This is a genomic window from Ruegeria sp., from assembly GCF_965243365.1.
GTDB lineage: Bacteria > Pseudomonadota > Alphaproteobacteria > Rhodobacterales > Rhodobacteraceae > Ruegeria.
On sequence record NZ_CBDEUW010000001.1, the window covers coordinates 428,842 to 448,619 of the forward strand.

The 19,778-nt window shown below is 55.6% G+C and carries 11 protein-coding genes; 10 read left to right on the plus strand and 1 reads right to left on the minus strand.

The window, feature by feature from the left end:
- Nucleotides 1-35 precede the first annotated feature (35 nt).
- The gene (locus tag ACP0GE_RS01995) at nt 36-1,874 is read right to left on the minus strand and encodes a pentapeptide repeat-containing protein (RefSeq protein WP_424830327.1); all 1,839 of its coding nucleotides are present in this window, start codon (nt 1,872-1,874) and stop codon (nt 36-38) included.
- A 301-nt stretch (nt 1,875-2,175) separates the two neighbouring features.
- Between ACP0GE_RS01995 and ACP0GE_RS02000 the strand changes: the two genes are divergently transcribed.
- The 10 genes from ACP0GE_RS02000 to ACP0GE_RS02045 all read left to right on the plus strand — a co-directional run bounded on the left by ACP0GE_RS02000 (nt 2,176) and on the right by ACP0GE_RS02045 (nt 19,691).
- Nucleotides 2,176-3,003, plus strand: a complete 828-nt coding sequence (locus tag ACP0GE_RS02000; RefSeq protein ID WP_424830328.1) for a TauD/TfdA dioxygenase family protein — start codon at nt 2,176-2,178, stop codon at nt 3,001-3,003.
- A 211-nt stretch (nt 3,004-3,214) separates the two neighbouring features.
- Nucleotides 3,215-3,586 (plus strand): YciI family protein, encoded by a 372-nt coding sequence (locus ACP0GE_RS02005; protein ID WP_424830329.1) that lies wholly within the window; start codon nt 3,215-3,217, stop codon nt 3,584-3,586.
- A 3-nt stretch (nt 3,587-3,589) separates the two neighbouring features.
- Nucleotides 3,590-4,825 carry an RNA polymerase sigma factor gene (locus ACP0GE_RS02010; protein ID WP_424830330.1) on the plus strand — a complete coding sequence of 412 codons (1,236 nt, stop codon included), beginning with the start codon at nt 3,590-3,592 and terminating at the stop codon, nt 4,823-4,825.
- A gap of 68 nt (nt 4,826-4,893) precedes the next feature.
- Nucleotides 4,894-5,280 carry a VOC family protein gene (locus tag ACP0GE_RS02015; protein ID WP_424830331.1) on the plus strand — a complete coding sequence of 129 codons (387 nt, stop codon included), beginning with the start codon at nt 4,894-4,896 and terminating at the stop codon, nt 5,278-5,280.
- 25 nt (nt 5,281-5,305) lie between these two features.
- Nucleotides 5,306-5,704, plus strand: a complete 399-nt coding sequence (locus tag ACP0GE_RS02020) for an MAPEG family protein (protein ID WP_424830332.1) — start codon at nt 5,306-5,308, stop codon at nt 5,702-5,704.
- Entirely contained in the window at nt 5,704-6,048 is a 345-nt protein-coding gene (locus ACP0GE_RS02025) for a TfoX/Sxy family protein (protein WP_424830333.1), read from the plus strand. The genes ACP0GE_RS02020 and ACP0GE_RS02025 overlap by 1 nt, the downstream gene beginning before the upstream one ends.
- 12 nt (nt 6,049-6,060) lie before the next feature.
- A complete protein-coding gene (locus tag ACP0GE_RS02030; protein WP_424830334.1) occupies nt 6,061-6,720 on the plus strand; it encodes a DUF2461 domain-containing protein in 660 nt (219 codons plus the stop codon).
- Nucleotides 6,721-7,835: 1,115 nt separating this feature from the next.
- Nucleotides 7,836-9,425 carry a hypothetical protein gene (locus ACP0GE_RS02035; RefSeq protein WP_424830335.1) on the plus strand — a complete coding sequence of 530 codons (1,590 nt, stop codon included), beginning with the start codon at nt 7,836-7,838 and terminating at the stop codon, nt 9,423-9,425.
- A 259-nt stretch (nt 9,426-9,684) separates the two neighbouring features.
- Nucleotides 9,685-19,401 carry a hypothetical protein gene (locus ACP0GE_RS02040; RefSeq protein ID WP_424830336.1) on the plus strand — a complete coding sequence of 3,239 codons (9,717 nt, stop codon included), beginning with the start codon at nt 9,685-9,687 and terminating at the stop codon, nt 19,399-19,401.
- Complete coding sequence (locus tag ACP0GE_RS02045) at nt 19,401-19,691, plus strand: hypothetical protein (protein ID WP_424830337.1); 291 nt, start codon at nt 19,401-19,403, stop codon at nt 19,689-19,691. Before ACP0GE_RS02040 ends, ACP0GE_RS02045 begins: the two co-directional genes overlap by 1 nt.
- Nucleotides 19,692-19,778 lie beyond the last annotated feature (87 nt).

A 19,778-nucleotide genomic window follows, 5' to 3' on the forward strand; every position in this document is an offset into this window, starting at 1 on the left:
CCGCATATCGGCCTGTCGCTCGACTAATACAATCCCTAGAGGCGTCCCGGTACCTTCGCACTTTTCCACTTGCAAGATGGGTCAGGGCGGATGGCGTCTACATACCAGTACTCACGCGGAACCATCGCCTTCCACTTGATCCAGCTCCCATTGTAATCTGGATGCTTATGGAGCCAGCCCAGCCAGCGGGCGTAGAATTCTTCATCACTCAACTCTCGATCCAGAATCCATTGACAAGGCAAATTCTCCTTATTTCTCCAGTCGGATCTCAGCTTTACGCTCTTATCCAGGAACGCATTCTCAAAGTTCGTTTTCGTGTCAGTATCGATGTATCCCAGATTGATGTTGCGAAATGCTGCACCATCGGCGACGACGCTGGAAAATTTCGCCCCGCGAGGCAACACATCTGCGTGGTTTGAATCCGCGAAGTATGAAAAACTGATATCAGCATTCGAAAAGTCCACGTCCACAAAGTTGCTTCCGACGAAGCGTGAGAACCTTAGATCAGCCTCAACAAAGCTGGCTTTCACGAGCGTTGCGAAACTAAAAACAGCGCTGTTGAGATGCGCGCCATCGAATTCCGCGGCGGTTAGTCTCGTATGCCGGAAGTCGCTGTTTCTAAACACGGCGGAGTGCAAAATGGCACCTTGCAGACGGGCACCAAGAAAACTGGCGCCACTGGCGTCGGCCCCACGCAGCTTAGCGAAATCAAGATTGGCACCGCCGAAATCAGCGGCCTGCAATTCTGCGTTCTCAAAATCGGCGCGGCTCAGGCTGGCGCCTTCGAAAACGGCACCTCGCCCGTCTGCATTGTGAAACCGCGCCCCTGTGAAATTCACCCGCGGCATAAAAGACAATCGAAAACTAGCTTCGCGAAAGTCAGGTCCTCGCGTTTCTAGTTCCTGCACATCTTGAGTCGCCAATTCAAAAACATCAATGGAGTTCAAGTTGGATATGCGCGGCAGAGGCAGCTCTTCTAGAAGTGCATTTCGTTTGATAGACCATTCGTTGTAAATTTGTGTGTAATCATCAACTTCTAACTCTGAACACGATACACCTTGCTTCATGCACCACGACATACGGTACTCTAGTTCATCCGCACTGCGTGGTAGCCACCCCTTGGGACGTTCCGTCAGTTTCTGGCCCTCCAGGTCAACAGGAGCCAGATAGCCAGCGGGACCCGCTGTGCGCACGTAACTGAAACCGCCAAGCCCCAGCGCCAGCAAAACAACGGTCGCTTTAACCGGTGTTGACCAAAGGCGTGTGTGTTCCTCGGGTTTATTTTCGCCCATTCGTAACCAACACATTGCCAGACTTGCCATGCCTGCAAACAGGGAGATGGCAAATGACCCAACTGCGATGCCGGCCATCCAAAACGTGCGGGCGGACATCGAAAGCCACCAGATAAAGAACAGGACGACCAGACCTGCAAGCCAGGCAAGCGCAAAATTGAGCAGCATAGAGGGAAACTCCAAGGTCCTTTGCGTTGTGCAAAAGTCCTTTTGCCTGCGATGGCGTAAGAGCAATGCGGCGTCCGTGACCAGCCAAGGCGTTATGGCGTCCCCTAAGCGCAAACCGCCCTGGCGGGCATCCGCAGAGGCCAATGCATCCCATAGCCGGACAAGGTAAAGATGGAAGTAACCGTAGACTGCAGCTGTCAAAATCGGTGCTGCGACGAAGAAAAACCTAGTGGGAACTTCAACATTGACCAAGGGCAATTGAGTGGCCCGATTAACTCCGTAAAAGTCAATATGCTCCACGCGCATCAAGGTGAGCCCAACGAAGACGAGCACGCCAAGCAACGCAAACCAAGTATTTCGCGCGTTGTTGGTCAAAGCGTTGATGCGGTCGATGGCATCTGGATAGTCGCTCATTGCAAAACCATTTTTTGAAATTTCATAACAAACTCATGATCCTGAAATGGTAACCGATTGGGAGTCTTTTTTCCAAGCTTTGTCGGTGTTTCCTTACTGTACGCGGGCGTGGCACAATCGCTTGCGGCACAGCTCTGAGCTAAAACCTCGAATTTGCACTTGAAGCGAAAGTCTTGAACACGGTTTGCTGGCGCAGCATGCGAAGATCATGCCCAAAACCAGCTTCCGACCCCAGAAAATTCAGTTTTTACGATCATAGGTAATCCCTTAAGCTGACGCCTGACGAGTGAGGAGCAAATCAATGGACATAAGGCCTCTGACAGGCGGTTTGGGTGCAGAGATCATCGGCGCTGACATCCGTGATCCTACTCAGTTCGGGGACATTCGCGCCGCCTTTTCCAAGCATTCTGTAATCGTCGTCAGAGACCAACAGATCAGCCCAGACGACCACTTGGAATTTGCCCGTCGCTTTGGTCCGATTAATGTCAATCGCTTCTTCAAGCCCGTCGATGGCTATCCAGAAATCGCCATGGTTTTGAAAGAAAAGGATCAGAAGGAAGCGGTCGGCGAGGGCTGGCATACCGACCACTCCTACGATCAAGAGCCCGCCATGGGCTCTATTCTTCATGCAATCGAGATGCCGCCCTACGGTGGGGATACGCTGTTTGTGTCGATGGGGGCGGCCTATGACGCGCTGTCCGAGCCGCTGCGCCAATTCCTGCATGGGCTGACCGCAATCCATTCCTCGCGGCACGTCTTTGGTACGACAGCACAAGACAGCGAGGCCGCACAGAGCGGGCGTCTGAACAACGCAGAAAACGCCACCCAGGACGCTCACCACCCAGTCGTCATTTCACATCCTTTGAGTGGGCGTCGCGGCTTGTTCGTGAACCCGGTGTTCACCACGCATATCGAGGGGCTGAGCAAAGCGGAGTCTGACGCGATCCTCAACATGCTTTTTGAGCACTGCAAACAACCTGAATTCCAGTGCCGTGTCCGGTGGCGTGCAGGGGACATCACTATGTGGGACAACCGCGCGACGTGGCACAAGGCCATCAATGATTATCACGGCTTTCGGCGCCTGATGCATCGAGTAACCGTAGACGGCTCAGCTATTTCTAGCCATTAGGTTGGCGCTAATTGCGCGAATCCAAAGGCCGGAAAAAATGCCCGTGCCTCGGTCAATGCAAAGTCATTAACTGAGGTCGTTTGCCAAGGCTGCCTATGCAAGTTGCGATCGCAGCAACAGGGGGCCACGCTCTAAGTCGGCTTCGGCCCGTTGTCGGATTTGCATGTCTTCGCGCGTCCTTGCACCATGCGACTTATGCATGGAGGCGAAAATGATATACGCAATAACGATCTATGGGGAACCGGGCGCGTTCGAAGCGCTGCCCAAGGACCGTCAGGATGAAGTAATGTCGGGTCACGGCGCGCTGCAATCGGTGTTGACGGACCGGGGGGCCTTCGTGTCGATGAAACTGATGCCACCCACCTCTGCTGTGATGGTCGAGCCCGCCCCGATCGAAGGCGCGGCGCCATTGATCACCGATGGCCCATTTGCTGAGACAAAAGAGAATTTCCTTGGGTTTTACGCCGCCGATTTCAAAGACCTTGATGAAGCATTGGAATACGCAAAGATGATCTCATCCCCCGTGGCACGGCTTGAAGTGCGGCCGGTCGCCTGGGCCGGCGGCGTGATCTCGTCGGAATAGGTCATGTCGGACTGGCTTGAGGCCACTTTCACTCTGCACCGCCCGCGTGCGCTTGCCGCTCTGACCCGGGTGTTTCGGGATATCGACGTGGCCGAAGAGGCGTTTGCTGACGCTTGTCTGAAAGCGCTGACGGTCTGGCCCGAAGACGGGGCACCTCGTGATCCATTGGCATGGCTGCTGACAACGGCACGTAATTCTGGCCTGGATCATGTGCGCAAATCACAGCGCCGTGCTGCAATCCTGTCGCGCCACGTAGAGGAGTTTCAGCCGATGCCCGCCGAAACACCGGACCCGGACGAGATGCGCGATGACGTTTTACGGCTGCTGTTCATCTGCTGCCATCCGGAACTGGACCGGCGGGATCAGATTGCCATTGCTTTGCGCGTGGTCCTGGGGTTGAGCGTGGACGAAATCGCAGGCGGATTTCTGGTCAGGCCCAGGACCATGGAACAGAGGATCACCCGTGCCAAAAAGAAGATTGCCAGCAACCCGGTTGCTTTCGAAACGCCCAGCCCGGCTGAGCGGGGTGCGCGCTTGGGCGAAGTCTCAGTGATGGTTTACTTGATGTTCAGCGAAGGGTGGTCGACCTCGGCCGGGCCAAAGCAAATCAAGCTTACCCTGTGCGAAGAGGCGATCCGACTGGCCCGTCTGCTTGCAGCGTTGTTTCCGGCAATGGGTGAACAGGCCGCCTTGCTATCGCTTTTGCTGTTTCAACACGCACGGCGGCGTGCACGCATTGACGCCGAAGGAAAGCTCGTCGCGCTGGACGATCAGGATCGCAGGCTTTGGGATCGTGCTGAAATCGCCGAGGCAACAGGCCTTTTGCAGAAGGCCCAGCGGACCGGCCATCATGGTGCTTATATTATCCAGGCTGCAATCGCTGCGACACACGCCCATGCCGAGTCGGTCGGTGATACGGACTGGGCGTTGATTGAAAGCCACTACGCCGCCCTCTATTCATTGCAACCGACGCCTGTCGTCCGTCTCAACCAGATTGCGGCGCAGGCCAGATTGCATGGCCCGCATCATGCGCTGAAGGCGATGGAGCCTCTGGCACAGGATTTGTCCACCTATCGTTGGTTTCACGCAATGCGCGGCGGGCTTTTGCAGGAAACGGGTGATCACGATGCAGCTATTACTGCCTTTGAAACGGTGATGGCACTCGGTCCGACTGCCCTCGAACGTGTTGCAATCACGGAAAAAATCGAGATTAGCCAAGAAAGTTTACGCAAGGTGTAGGGATCGCTGCGCTTCGCGCGTCCTTGGATCAGACCCGTATGTGGCGGGCGCAACCAAGGGAGAAGCACATGAGTATTCTTGAAATGACCACCGTCGGAAATTCCGGTTGGATCGGACATTCCGGCCCTGATCAGGGCAAAGCTAAAGCTTTCTATCAAGAAGTGTTGGGCTGGACGATCAACGACATGCCCATGCAGGACGGGTCGAGCTATTCCGCCGCTGTCGTGGGTGAAACCGCCATTGGTGGGTTTTCCCCGATGCCAGAGGATCACGGCAACTGGACGATCTTCTTCACTGTGGCCGACGTGGACGCCAGTGTCGCCAAAGCCGAGGCTAAGGGCGCTACAGTCGTTCAACCTGCGATGGATATGCCAGGCGTCGGTCGAATGGCCACGTTGAATGACCCTCAGGGCGCACGGTTCGCGCTGATCACTTACGAAAGCATGGCGTCCTGAGCGTGACCTGAAAAGGAGAGATCAGATGGAACAGTTTCCGCAAGTCGCGTTGGCAGTCACAGCCGCTTTTGTTTTGATGAGCATTCCGATGGCGATTGCCGTTGGCGTGCGTCGGACCAAGACCGGGATTCCTTTGCTTCACGGCGAGGATGAAAGCTTGCTGCGGCTGATGCGGGCGCATGGGAACTTCATCGAATATGTCCCGCTTGCCTTACTGGCCCTTGCAGGGGCCGAGATCGCTGGAACTGCACCCTGGCTGGTCGCTGCCTGCGGTGTAACGCTGATTATTGCCCGCCTCATCCACTATTTCAGCCTTAGTATTTCGGTAGATGGTAAGGGTCGCGCGGTTGGGGCGGGGCTCACGACCTTGATCATGTTGGTACTTGCACTGGCGATCCTCTGGCAGCTTTGGACGACCAGCTGATGCCCGTGGATGAAACACTGAACGCCCGCATGCGCGAGGTTTTGGCCGCGCATGTGGGCATTTCCGAAAAGCGGATGATGGGTGGCCTTTGCTTCTTTTTGAACGGCAACATGCTGTGTGGTGCGCGGCGGCACCAGGACGGGGTGGGTCGGTTCATGTTTCGGGTCGGCAAGCTGAATGAGAGCACTGCCCTGAAAGATCCCACGGCTCATGCCGTGATCCACGGAACCCGTAAACTGGGTGGCTTTGTTCGCGTGGATGAAACAGATTGCGATGACGCCGCCTTGCAGCGTTGGCTGCACCTGTGCCTCGAACACGCCGCAGCGCTGCCAAAGAAAAGCTGAACGGAGGATTTTATGGCCCAGTTTGACTGTTTCTCGTCTGAGGCGGTTGGCTTCCTGCAAGACCTGAAAGCGAACAACACGAAAGATTGGTTTGCGGCGAACAAAACGACCTACGAGACCTATCTGAAAGCGCCCAGCAAGCTGTTCGCCGATGACATGGCGTTGGCCTTGCGCGACCTGACGGGGCAGGATCATGGCAGTAAAATCTTTCGGATTCATCGGGATGTTCGATTTTCCAAGGACAAGACACCCTATAATGCGCATTTGCACCTTGCGTTCATGCCAACGGGGCAGGTGGTTCAGCCGCCGATGTGGTTCTTTGGGCTTTCACCTGACAAGTTGTCTCTGGGTTGTGGGGTTTTCCAGTATGATAAAGGGGCTTTGGACACCTTCCGTGATGCGATGGCGGGTCCCCTGGGGAAAGAATTAATCCAGACCACCTTAGAGATGCGAGATCTGGGTTTCCGGATCGGAGAGCCAGAGTTGAAACGGATACCACCCGGTTTTGACAAAAATCACCCCCATGAGGAAGCGTTGCGGCGCAAAGGCTTTGCGGTCTGGATGGACGCCGGTACCCCTGACTTTGTTCTCGAACAGAACCTGACGGAGCGAACAACCGCCGCGTTTGCCGAGCTTATGCCGGTGTTTCAACTGCTTTCTCGGATCAAGTAACCCCAATTTCGGCCTTCAGCGAAGGGCTACTGGCGCTGGCCGCGGTATTCGCAACATAGGCGCGGGCAAAGGCACTGCGTCCGCACCCAGCTTAGCCACCGAAGGCGTTGCAACCGACACCGCCTTGAGTGACTGTTGCAATCACCTAGAAATTGCGCGCGCGCCGAAACCCGCTTTTTTGAGTTCACTTGAGCTTCGGCTCTAATAAAGAGAAAACCCGCTACCAACGGTAACGGGTTTCTACCTTCATTTACGGTCGGGTGGGTATCACCATCGGCGAACCCTAAAGCCATATTGCAAAAATGACCTTAGCCCGCCGCGTCTGCGAGTTCCTGAATCCGGCCGCGAATTTTTTCACGTTGTGGTTTAGAGAGCTTCACCTTTTTGACAGGCCGAGCACGCACACCCTGTGCCGCAGCTACCGCTGCGCGCCGCCGTTTAATCGCGTGCTCTTTTACGCGAACCATGGAGTCCATGATGCGATCTTCGCTCGCGCGGACCCGAACCTGCGCATCGGCGCTCTCAGCCGTCTGGAGAGCCGGCGATTCTAGTCTAGGCATTTTTTCCAATCCTTACACAGCACCGAAATCGCAGCACTGTAGCTGTCCCTTGTTCTTTGTAGGACAGTCTAACAGGTGAACTGCGCAACGTATATGCTTGATTTCTTAACACTCTGTTGATCTATATATTGGGGTCAAACGTGTCGCAGACAAGGCACACACCGGCCAAACTTGTGGGCAAATCCCACACAAACCATAACTGAAGCGTGACATTGAAACATCGATTTTCCCCCGTTGAATAACCTCCTATGCACATGATTTGGTGTGAAGATCAAGGCAATCGGGTTCCGGCCCCGGTCTGTCGGCGGAAGTTTGTTTAAGGAATAAGCAGTGAGTACCGAAGTCAAAAGTGGCGGTTTCAGGCAAACTGTCGGCCATGCGCTCCGCGCGGTGATGCCCGAGGGGACACAGCCCGAAGACCTTGAATGGAGCGATGAGGAACGCGCAGAACTGGCCGAAGACGGCTATGATCAGGAGGTACTTCAGTGGTACTTACCGCCATCACTGCCTTCGGATATTTTTGCTGGCGCGGCTTACCTCTGCAAGATTGGCGGTGTGATCCCGTTTTTTGAACCATCGCCCTATTGGAAAGACCGGAGCAGCAGCCGCTTTGCATTCGGCGTTGGTGAAAGAAAAAAACTGAGGGCCGCAGCAAAAGAGTGGCAGAATCCGGATTTAGAGAGCGACGTTCCTGATTTCGTTTACGATCTTTGGGATGTTTTGATCCACGCCTGGGACGATGTCATCACACCCGGTGCATACTCTTCGTCTGAAATCGACACCCCGGAATGGTGGCGCGCGGCCGTTAAGCTTGTCGTAATTTCCGATCTGGCATGTGATGGGCTTTTTAATCGTGGACTGGAGAAAACCCGGCGACGCCAAGATCGGAACAAGACGCTGATGGAAGCATGGCTCGACGGGCAATTTGTAAAGCCCAGGATCAGCGAGGGAGAGGATTTTCGCCCTCCTGCATCCGTAACCATGATGGCCGATACGTCGATTGTCTGCGTCCAGCCGAAAGTCCGTGTAGCAGCTGTTGGGGCAACGCTGAGCAACATGTCACGCAATTTGTGCCTTCTGCCGGGCAGGGGCGAAGTGCGTTGCTACTGGGAATCGCCCGTGCAGGCGATGCCAAACGAAAACAGTGCAACACTTGATATTCTATTGATCCCTGAACCGAGGGAGCTCAAGGCGAATGACTTTGTTCCTCATGTGGATGAAAATGTATCGGAGAAATCACGACACGAAAACAAGCACGCCTGGGAGTATTTTGATCTTGAGCAGCGTTGGATATCCGATTGCGTGAAACGCGCCCATTTTTTGAAAAATTGCGTTGCCCTGCTAAAGAAAGCCAAGCTTGAGTCCCGTTCGGTTAATGCCGTCATACTGCCCGAGTATGCATTGGATTATGACCTTTTTGACAGGCTGTGCAGGTTGCTCAAGGAAGAGGAGCCGCGCATCGAGTTTGTGGTCTCTGGCGCTTCTGACAACTGCTACACTGAAAGCGGCAACCACGTGTTGACGCGAATATGGTATCAGGACAGCGCGCAGGTCCTGACACAAAGCCGCCCAAAGCATCATCGCTGGCGTGTCGATCGCTCGCAAATTGGCACGTATGCACTGGGTGCCTCGCTGAACCCCAAGATCGAAAACTGGTGGGAAAACACGCCCCTTGGGCGACGGGAGTTGCACTTCCAAAGGTTCCGCAAGTCGTCCGTGTTGTCCGTGCTGATCTGCGAGGAGCTGGCGCGCTCTGACCCCTGTCATCATATCCTTCGGGCAGTTGCTCCTAACCTTATTATTGCTCTGCTTCTCGATGGGCCGCAGTTGAAATCCCGGTGGCCTGCGCAATATGCTTCCAATCTGGCAGACGATCCCGGATCGGGTGTGCTGACCTTCACATCATTTGGCTTGATCGATCGCAGCAACAAGCAGGGACACTATCCCGAAGCAAGTGCCATTGCTTTGTGGAAAGACGACAGTGGCAAGATGGTCGAGATTGCAATGCCAAAAGGCCAAGGCATGCGAGGTGTTTTGCTATCTTTGTGGAGCGAGCACACTCAGGACCAAACACTTTGCGGTGAAAGTCGACCGGTCAGAGCTTGGCGGTATTCCGGACATTTTCCGATCGTTTTGGAGAGCTGAATGCGATGGCGGCCCGCACACGTCACAAACGTGGTCTCGCGTTAATGTTCGGAATCTGACCAGGCACTTAACATAGCCTTGCCAATAGCGGTTAGGCGCGCCGTCCAACACGCTTGCTTTGATAGCCCCAAAAATATCCGACACAGCCGTTTCGATGCGGAGTCTGTGCAGAGTTGGCGAGCCTTTTGCAGACGAAATCATTGAAAAGATTCTGTTTTCCTGTTTTTCTCAATGCAAATTTCTTTTTTTGGGTAGTTTTATGAAAGATGATACCGACGACCTTAAGGTCCCTTCTGGTTCTTTTTCACATGTCAAGCTAACTCGTCGCCGCTTCCTGCAATCCAGCGCTGCCGTACCGTTAAGTGCGGCAGTCGCACGAGCGAATACGCTGCATGATGGCGATGAGGTGGATCTTGATTTTCAGTTTCTGGGCGGTCGTAAGCAAGTCCAGATAACGGTGCTGTTCCCATCGCCAGAGGGAGATACGTATCCTCCAACGGCAACTGAAAATCCGATACAGTGGACGATTGATGCCCGTCGCTTTGGTCCGCGCGCTTATTTCACGTTCCGGGACCGCTCGCGTGAACGCAACTCAAACGGTGTGCTCAAAAGCTACGAACTTCGTGTTCGTAACGTCCAATATGGCACGGTGCCAGCGGCGAATGTTGTCTTCTTTTTTGAGCAGCGTACTATGCCGGATAGTGGGGCAAAACGCTTTGGCGTCGTTATTGAATCCGATGTTTTCCAGCGCAATGGCCGTCTGCCTTTCTTTCTCGAAGACTATCGCAATCCGATGGGTGTGTCTGACGGGGAACGGTTTACTGTCCGCTTGGGCTCAAACCTCGGTGGCCGCCGCCCTTATCCCGGGCTTTTTCGGGCCGTAGCAAGCGGCGAGGCCGAGCTGCGTCAGGTTGTAAACGCGAATGTAGTACCTGGCACATTTGATGGCATGTTTAACGGTCTTGTTCAGTACAGACCTACGACGCGCGCAGGGCGTGATGTAGACGTTGTGCTGACCCGTGATTTGATTTGGGAAATGCGATCAAGGGGTGCGGCACCCGGACCTCAGATCTATATCGCATCCATTCTTTTGCCCCTCAAGCGGATCAGCTTCGGCTGGATGTCAGATAAAACGTCAATGACCGGCAAGGTGTCCGAGAGCGAGAAGGCAGATACTTATCAGCTTTTTGCGCGTGCCACGAGGACAGACCTGGCGGCCTTTGATCTCAATGGAGGCAGTGGCCCGAAAACTTACCTGACGCAAAACAGCGCTTCGGAGCGAAGCGAGCCGGATGCTCCGGGCGTTTTCATTTTAAGACGCGATGATACCCGCGCTGATGGCGCGTCGCGCGCAGAAGCCACTTTGCCCGGGATGTTCACGCTGACAATTGGAGACCCCGACGATCCGGACCATAGGACGGGCCCGTTTCGCAATCTGGCCGCGCGACTGCTCCTTCGGGCGGACCGCACCTCGCCCGCGTCAGCTTCTGTATTTTCGCTGAGTTTCGACGGCGACTTTGCGTCGTCAAAGGCTCAACGGATCGTCAGCCCAATCGGGCCGCTGATTTTGCGCGGGCCAACATTGTCACCCGAGGTCGACCTTAACGCAGATACCAACCCGGAGACTTCGCGTAGGCCAAGCGTTTTTCTGGACCCATTCGCGCCGCGTTGGGATCAGGGCGTTTCGCTGATCTGGTCGCGCGCTCAGACTTTCGAACGCGATCTCGAATGGGCCGAAGTCAATGTCTTGTTGCTTGAGCATGCGGCAGGTTTGGCCGACGCGGAATACTCTCGGTTGACGTTCAAACCGACGGACATGCGGATTCTCTGGGCTCCGACGGAGCGTGAGGACGCTGCAGCAAGCGTCAAGAGCCTGCTGCGTTTGGGGCCGCGCGGTCAAATACCCGGCACCCGAATAGATCTGAGCCAAGCAACTTTGCGGGCGTCGCGTAGCCATGATCTTCTTTCTCTTGGCTTCCGGTTTTCTGGTCTGTCTCTAGCCTATGGTCCCGTTGGGCCACCCGAACTGGTAAAGGATAACGCAGCCTGTTTACGTCCGGTTGAAAGCGGGGCTGGCGACGACGATCCAAGACCGCTGATTGTTGTGGATTTTCCTGGTCAGCATCTGTTTGAAGAAGCTCTCTTTCTACCCAAGCCCGAGCCGCTGCCAGATGTGGGCCTCGACCCTGCGCACGGGTCGGTTGACAAGATGTCCGGGCAGCTCGAGGTTCTCCCCGACGACCCGCCACGAGTCCTGTCTGAGACCGAGACACATATTGCGCTCGATTTGAACGATCTTGTGCAGGTCGATGAAGCGCTGCGCCGTCTATCGAGAGGCAGCGAAGATAGCGGGCCGCGCACGGTATTCAGATCTGCGCTGAAGGATTTGAAACATAGCGCAGGGGATGATGCGTTCAGGGCTTTTGTGGATGCGTTTCACGCTTCGTTTGAAAGCATGTCTGGGCAACTCAAACTACCAAAGAGCCAAAGTGCGTATATCGGCAATGTTGGACTTGACGCAGATACCCGTGCTTTGGCCAACAATGTTCAGCGTAAGCTGCGGGAACAAAAGGCCGCGTCGTTCTTTGATGAGTTTGTCGGCCGGCTGGCTGACACACGAGCGGCCATCATTGCCGCTGCTCAGCAAGCCAAATCAAAGACGTCTGAAGATCTTGCAATAGCCGCGCCAAAAGATTCGGTCGCCAATGCGTTGGTGCTGGAAGGGCGTTTAGAACAGGCCGTGCCGGTCTATCAGCTTTTGCGGAGCTATTACCGCGATCGCATGATTTCACAGAGCGTGTTGGGGGATGGAGGGGAAAGCGCCTCAGGGCCCTTGGATACATCTGCGGCAGAGCTCGAGCTTTTTTCCGCAATCGTTGTTGGGCAGCCTGCAGATTTGCCGCCAGGCGTTTCTCAGGAGGATGCAGGAACGCGGTTTACCGAAACTCGGAGCGCTTTCACTGCCGAGATACTTGCGCATGACGAACAGGCCCAAATTGCCCGGCAAACAGGAAAGGGTCTGGTCGAAGGTCGATTGGCCAACCCGTCGCGCCTGGCCTTTCGCGTGTTGTGTCGCGACTGGACAGAGGTGCAGCGCGCCAGCGCCATCACCCATCTTGATGAGCCCGACGAAGCCGAAGCACGTTTGCCGCGGTCTACGCTTAAGTTTTCGCTTCAGGCGCTGACAAACTTTGCGGATTTTGAGCTTGCGGTGACCAAAAGGGCCGAGCGCATCTACACTTCGGACGAAGGTGGCCGTCGAGACAGGTTAAGTCGCCGCACACTGAATGTCAGTCCGGGCGCGATGCTGGACCATTTGGGGTTTCATCAGGGGCCGTTCGTTAATTCATCGACGCGTCTGGCGGATATCCAGAAAGCGCTCCAGACCCCTCCTGGGGCGTTCGAGACGGCAATCGAAATCCCGGCTCGGTTGATCCTTTCACCTCATCAGGACGCGGTTGTCATCGGGCGGGGGACCGGTGTTGTCCCCAGCAGCGTCTATGCAGAAGACGAGCGTCAGGCAACGCCGGGCCGAGCGGTCTGGAGTGCCGATTTCATGATCGAGGCTGAGGATCCCGGCATCCGCGCGGTCGCGTCGCCGGATTTGCGATCCGATTTCCTGTGGGGCGGTGTCTATGGCACAACCCCTGTTCCAGAGTCCAAGCCAGCCCATGTGCCTGCCACAGCACCGCCACGAGGCCCGTTGGCACCTTGGCTGTCCGGTCGGGGCGATACGGCCATCGGGGCGCACGAGCCTATCCTTATTGGTCCAGGTCGTCATGTCCTTGACCGATCATTTGGTGCGCCTGACGATCCATCCCACGAGTGGTCCTTTGTTGTTCAACCCAAACAGAAAAAAGGACTGCGCGGCGGTATCGCGGCGATCTGCAATGCATTGGTTGGAACCGACGCCGGGCAAGAGGTTTCAGAGCCCACACGCTTCCGGGGCCCAACCGACGCATTCATCCGTCACGAATTGGTTTTGTTGTCCTCGGGTTGGGGTCTGCCCGTTGTCGGCCGTCGCTTGCCGACAGGCGAGTTGGCCAATGGTGCATCGCAGGTCGAGCCTGAACCGAGACACCGTCTGGTTGATGTAACTCAGGGTAGCGCTCTTTATCAGCCGCGGTCACTGGAGGTTTCAGAACTTTCCCTTAGCAGTCTCGGTGGATCATTGCGTCATGATAGTAGTTTCGAACCCCCCGCGGCTGCCCTTAGCGCGTTTTCGGGACAAGGTCTCTTCGATGCGCTCTCAATTGAACGCTGGCAACAATGGACTGTGTTGGGGCGGGATGTATTTTGCGAGGTCACGTTCAAGGGTTTCCTATTCCCTCTGGGACATCGGGCGGCGCTGGTACAGGTCACCGAGCGTGAATTTTTGCGCGACAATGCATCGGGTAGCATCCGTGCTTATTTGCGGCAGCGGATGTTTATTCGGCTGGGCAAACCAGAGAAACGTTTCCCGGCGATTGGGCAACCCTTTGAGGGCCGTCTTTTCCCGGTCGAGCGCCTCCGCATTCTGACCACCCAGACACCTGATATCATGGACCCGGCAACAAATGCCGACAACAGCACGCCAATTCAGGGTCCGATCATGCCTGTGGCAGTTGACGCCTTTGGTCGGCTCAATTTGCGTAAGAAGAGCGCTCTTGCCTTTTGGCCCCGGACCGCCCCCCTGCAAGAGGCAAATGTGCGCTTTGAGATGGAGATAGACGGTGCCAAGGCCGATCTGCCGCTCATATTTGTCGACAATGTCGCGGCCAATGATCCGGCAAGCCTGGAAGAGGTTGTCGTAACCTACAATGCCCTCGTGTCGCCCGACAACGCTGCGGGGCAGGTGGAAGTCGACCCCCTCAGACATCTGCGCACCTTGCAATTCCGTGGGCAGAAGCGCCGTTACGCGCCGGAAAAGAAAGCGGGCTCTGCAAGCCTGGAAACGGATCACTGGACATTGGCAGCCAGCGGGCGGAGAGGGGGCGGGGCCGAAGGTGCCCCGGTTTCCATTCCCGATGTGCAGCAAATCCGAGCGTTCACACCCTCGCTTAGTCGATTTGTAAGCGATCCGATCCTTCAGGGCGCCGATCAACCGCCCTTCTATCCGCAGGTCGACATCGCCCGCGTGCGCCTGCGTCAGGCCGAAAGGCTTGTGGGGCGCAGTTATCCACCGGTCCGTGCTCGATTTGAATTCACCTACCTGCAGCAGGGTTTCCCCGAGGTGCCAGAGGGCGAGGTAATTCAGGGCAATGCCGGGGAGGTATTTCTGGCCGTTGCCTCACAGGACCAGCAAGAGCAATCGATGGGCAAGAAGGGCGACCAATCGGGCGGTGTGTTCCGGCCATCTGGTCAGATGGTTGGTTTGTCGCGGGCCAAGGGGGTCCTGAGCAACGCGACGCGAGTGGCGGTGCCTTTGAGTGCGCCAGCGCTCCAACCCATCCCGGAAGAACCTGAAAAGAAGCGGCCCGTGATTGGGGCCTACCCGCAGTTGGCCCCGCTGTTTGATCATGACGCGACACCGCCTGCGGCGCGGCAGTATACCGATCAGGAACTCACAGAAGCCGGATCAGACGAAGAGCGAGACGCGCTCAGAAAGGCCAATGAGGCGCTGGAACGGGCGCGCGAAATCTACAGCAAGCTCTTTGACTCAAAGGCTAAGATACTTGGCCTTGTCAGCCTCAAAGACCTCATGAAAGTTCTCGAAAACCTGGAAAACCCCAACACCGGCGCACCAGAGCTTGATGAACAAATCCGCTATGGGGCGGGCCAGTTGAAAGGGGCGATAAAGAACGCACAAGGTCAGGTCAACGACGTCGTAAATGACGTCGATGACGCGGTTGATGAGTTAACTGGCGAAGTTCGGCAGCAGGCGGCGGATGCTGCGGATCTGGTACGGCTGCAGGTGGTCAAGCCACTTTCGGACGCGGTCAAGGATATCCGTAAAGGTTGGGATGAAATCGAGGCGCAACTTGCCGAGGAGCAGCGTATCGTAGCCCCTGCTCAAATCAGCGCGATAACGTTTCGTGAAATTTTTCCCGAGCTCGATGGCGGGCTGACTGCACTGGATCTTGCTCTTACCGACAGTGCCAACCAAAGCGATCAAATTGCCTTTGCCCTGTCCTTGGGTGCCGTTTACGAAGCCGGTCGTCGTTTTATCGATGCGTTGCAGCGATCGCTGTCGAATCCGGTCGCCCGGATTGAGGAAGCTTTCCGCTCTCGCTTTGATGCAATGCGCGATATTTTCGAAGGGTTGGCTGATGGATTAGAGAGCATCGTAGAAGACTATGTCGGAACGTTGTTCAAACAGGAACGCAGGCAGCTTGCCAACAGACTTGCAAGTCGAATTGTAGCCAGTAGCGGTTCTGACAATTTCGCATTTCCGATAGTCCGCGTTCCCGACATCGACGCTTTGCAAGCGATCGGTTTACCGCCCGAAGCCGCGGACAAATTGGTTGCGGATCTGCGCGCCGTTCTTTTGCTGAAACGCGAAGAAGCGCGGTGGTTGCTCGAAAACTTCATTGTCTTCAGTCTTGATCCTGAGGTGATTCAGCAGCTTGACGGTAATGATCCCCTCGGCGACGTGGTGCGAGCTTTCCTTGCGGACAACAGCTTTCCGAATGTCCTGTCCTCTGGCGCAGGTCAGGGTAGGTTTTCATTTGTGCTTGGTAGCGACACCCATGGAACGCAGCTGGGCGAATGGCTGGACAACAAAGAAGATGAGGTCAAAGCGGTCTTTGGGGCTGCCATTTCCGCGGTGGAAGTGCGGATCGCAGAGGTGCGCGCCGAGATCGATACCGCAGTTGGAGAGGAGCAAAAGCGGCTTGAACTGCTCCTAATAGAGCTTGAGGCCATTGCTGCCGAGTATCGCGTTCTGCTCAGTGAATTGGTGGATCAGGCGATCGATGAGTTGACTGACTGGATTCTGCAAGAATTCGCGGAAGAAATATCTGTTCTGGCGGATATCGTCTTGAAGGTGGAAGCGCTGTCGGTAGCGATTGCGAAAGGCGCGCCTCGGCCTGTTATTGATCGCTCGTTGGATCTGATTGAAGTCTTCGCCGGCCCACTTCAAATCACATCCGATGACATCTGCAAAGAAGCTGACAGGTTCGTCAAACCTTTGCGACGAGTTCTGACTTACCTCAACCCCGAGGAACTGCTGTTTTCAGACCCCAAGGCCCTTGGCGCGCCTGTCATTCTTGAAGACGTAGCAGTGCCCGAAGGAGCGGCCGCGTTCAGACTTACGATGACACGGTTAAGCGAGGGTACGCCGGTGCCTCAGGCGCCCCGCCCGGGAACGCGCCTTTTCGGTGCGCAACGCGGCATCGCGAAGGCCTTGGAACAAGGCGCCGCTGGCTTTGCGGGTGCAGTTGCCGACCTTCAGGATGCCAAAGACAAGGCACCAAGTGTCGAGGATCAGATCAATGAGGTGATCGACGAACTGCAAGAGCTTGTCGAGCCCGCACTGACGGACGTCAACACCGTACACACGGCCCTTGCCGAAAGTTACCGAGACCTCGTGGCAGCAGATCGGGGGGCTGTGATCCTGCGGGGGCGCTTGAATGCTGTGGCGAAGATTGACATCTGCGGACCGGATATCGGCGCTCAACTCGACGCCGCTGCGCGATTGCCGCGGGACCTGGAAGCTTTTGCTGCAAATTACCAGACACTTGCCACGACCTTAGCCAGTTCCGGAACCGCAATTGGTTTGTCACTCAAGTCTTTGTGGGCAGGGGACGCGAAATATGTTGCCCTTACCGGTTTTCTGGTCAAGGAGCTGGACGAGCAGACAGGCATTTTCGCTCTGATCGAGCAAGAGGTCGCGGATGCAGCTCAGACGGCCAAAGCTTACGCAAAAAGACTCCAGCGTCTTGAATATAAGCTTACAATCTACATTGCTGGTGTTCTGCAAGATTTCGTCCGGCCGATCCGTGCGCAAGCGGTACACGCACGCGCGCTCGTAGATGAAGTGCGCGAATTGAACGAAAACGGCCTGGTGATTGATCTTGGCGTCATCAGTAATCTCGAAACCAACCTCAAGTCCATCGAAGATGCGATTGGATATCTGGACGAGCTGAACACCAAGCTTGCAGATATTGCCGCCTTGCCTGACTACGACGAGGATAAACCCGCCGATGCACAGCCGCCGATGGTTGGCCCGAAGCTTTCGGAGCTGCAAACCGTCCTGACTGAGCCGTTGGACTTCCTTACAGCCCCGGTCTCGCCTAACCCTGACAGCAAGACACTGGCCGAGTTTCGCGCGTTGCAGGCGGCCATCGAAAAAGAGCTTGATGCCATCGTGCGCAACCTGCGCGTCCGGCTTCAACGGGCAGAAACACAAGTCTTGGCCGAGTTCGATAGCGTTGTGGTTGAGATATTGAACAAGCCCGTCAAATTCGGGCACGACATATTCACGCTCGCAGACTTTTACAGGAACGCGGTTCAGCAAAGGGCAAAACTTCTGTCTCAGACCCCAGAGGTCCTTCGGCCTGCTTTGCAGTCAGCAATTGTTGCTGCGCCCGGCTCTCATCACAAACGGCTTCCTCCGCTTCCTGCCGCAGCAATTTATGAACCTAGCCCACCTTCTGATGATCCGACGCTGGAGAATGACGCATTGGCTGGGGATTCTGCGTGGCTTGACGTGGTTTCATCCGGCAAACCACTCAGCGATCCGGATCAACGCCAATTCCTTGAGGCCTTTCTGCGACAGTGGGTGGCGTTGGACGAAGCAACGCCGGTGGTAATCGGTCAATCGGTGGTGAGCGTTCTTTCTGACATCCTTCGTGGCGACATCATGCGTCTGATCGATCTCAACGCAATTCGCACCCAGATCGAAGACCATCTACTGTCGCTTGTACCGTCGGAAATCCAGATGAGATATGGCTATGGCGTCGAGTTGGGAGATCCAGTTCGTAAGGCCACCGGTGGTATCTTCGCACCGCAAAAAGGTACACGTCTAGACGTAAACACAGGTATCGTCATCCGGCTAAATCAGTTTGAGCCCGAGATTGCCTTTTCGTCGGTCGGAACACTTGGTGCATTTGACGTCAAGCTTGTCGGCGACGCTTTCGATGCCCTCACGCTGCGGTTCAAAGGTGCGCGGTTTGAAACCAAAGGCGGTTCCAGGCCGCGCTTCGACATCACATACGATGATTACGTGATCGGCCCCCAGTTGGAGTTCGTGCAACAGCTGCAATCCATCCTGTCGCCCTCGGAAGGTTCGGGTGCTTTCATCATCCCTCGTTTTGGTCTTCCAGGGATCGAAGCGGGCTATAGCATGAACCTTGGCATCTTTTCGATTGGCGCGGCATCGTTCTTCAATATTGCACTACGCACGTCGGCCATTCTACCCTTCGGCGACGGGGATGCGCGGTTCAGAGCGTCCCTTTCCAGCAGGTCAAATCCGTTCACAATTTCATACTTGCCATTTGGAGGCTCGGGCTTTTTTGCCATTGAAGCGAACGCTGAGGGCATAGTTGGATTCGAGGCTTCCTTTGATTTCGGAGGGGCGGCCGCCTTCGGTTACGGTCCGCTGACCGGACAGGGACGTCTGATGTCCGGCATCTATGTCCGGCAGATGACTCTTGCACGCGGACGCAAGCTAACTGAGATCTCGGGGACGTTTTATGTTGGTGGTTCCGCCCGGATCTGGATCTTTGGTTTTGGTGCGTCACTTTATGTCCGCCTGGGAATGGTCAATGGAAACATGTCCGGCGAGGCCGTGTTCACTTACTCATTCTCAATCGGAATAAAGGACTTTGATTTCTCGGTTCAGGTCTGGAAGCAAGAGGCCAAAGGGTTCAGTGGTCAGACTGCGGCGCTGAGTTCGAATGGACTGACCCGGTTTGCCCAAGCGGGCGGGGCACGCGCGTCAGCACGGTCTAGTCCGTTGGTCGAAACGGATGTGAAAGCTCATCCCAACACGAACTACGCCGAATACCGGGACACGTATTTCCGCAAACCACTTCGCAGCGAGGATTTTTTCTGATGACCCTTGAATTCGGAGTCACCGAAGCAAACGTCAGCGGCGCGGAATACGTCGATGCGGATCTTTACGTCCTGGCTGCCGGGACCTGGCCCGAGACAGGTGCGGCCAGGCTTACGTTGCAGGTCGAACCTGCGCCAATCCCCAAGGGTACGCTTAGGGACAGCACTGCAGAATTGATGACCCTTGAAAGCTGGCCCAGCGGTATCGCTGCAAAGCTGGCGAAGGGCGTGCGATTGACGTTCGTCCGACTTAACCCAGGTTCAGCAAATTTGACATACACGGCTCCATAAGGTCATGATACAAAACGATTTTATTTTCGGAAAAGCCCGATATGGCACTACATTTTGTGCGTCAGGAGGTCGGTTGGAATGGCCTCG

Excerpts from the sequence above, each read along its gene's own strand:
- ACP0GE_RS01995 (WP_424830327.1), bottom strand. The coding sequence starts at position 1,874 with ATGAGCGACTATCCAGATGCCATCGACCGCATCAACGCTTTGACCAAC.
- ACP0GE_RS02000 (WP_424830328.1), top strand. The coding sequence starts at position 2,176 with ATGGACATAAGGCCTCTGACAGGCGGTTTGGGTGCAGAGATCATCGGC.
- ACP0GE_RS02005 (WP_424830329.1), top strand. The coding sequence starts at position 3,215 with ATGATATACGCAATAACGATCTATGGGGAACCGGGCGCGTTCGAAGCG.
- ACP0GE_RS02010 (WP_424830330.1), top strand. The coding sequence starts at position 3,590 with ATGTCGGACTGGCTTGAGGCCACTTTCACTCTGCACCGCCCGCGTGCG.
- ACP0GE_RS02015 (WP_424830331.1), top strand. The coding sequence starts at position 4,894 with ATGAGTATTCTTGAAATGACCACCGTCGGAAATTCCGGTTGGATCGGA.
- ACP0GE_RS02020 (WP_424830332.1), top strand. The coding sequence starts at position 5,306 with ATGGAACAGTTTCCGCAAGTCGCGTTGGCAGTCACAGCCGCTTTTGTT.
- ACP0GE_RS02025 (WP_424830333.1), top strand. The coding sequence starts at position 5,704 with ATGCCCGTGGATGAAACACTGAACGCCCGCATGCGCGAGGTTTTGGCC.
- ACP0GE_RS02030 (WP_424830334.1), top strand. The coding sequence starts at position 6,061 with ATGGCCCAGTTTGACTGTTTCTCGTCTGAGGCGGTTGGCTTCCTGCAA.
- ACP0GE_RS02040 (WP_424830336.1), top strand. The coding sequence starts at position 9,685 with ATGAAAGATGATACCGACGACCTTAAGGTCCCTTCTGGTTCTTTTTCA.
- ACP0GE_RS02045 (WP_424830337.1), top strand. The coding sequence starts at position 19,401 with ATGACCCTTGAATTCGGAGTCACCGAAGCAAACGTCAGCGGCGCGGAA.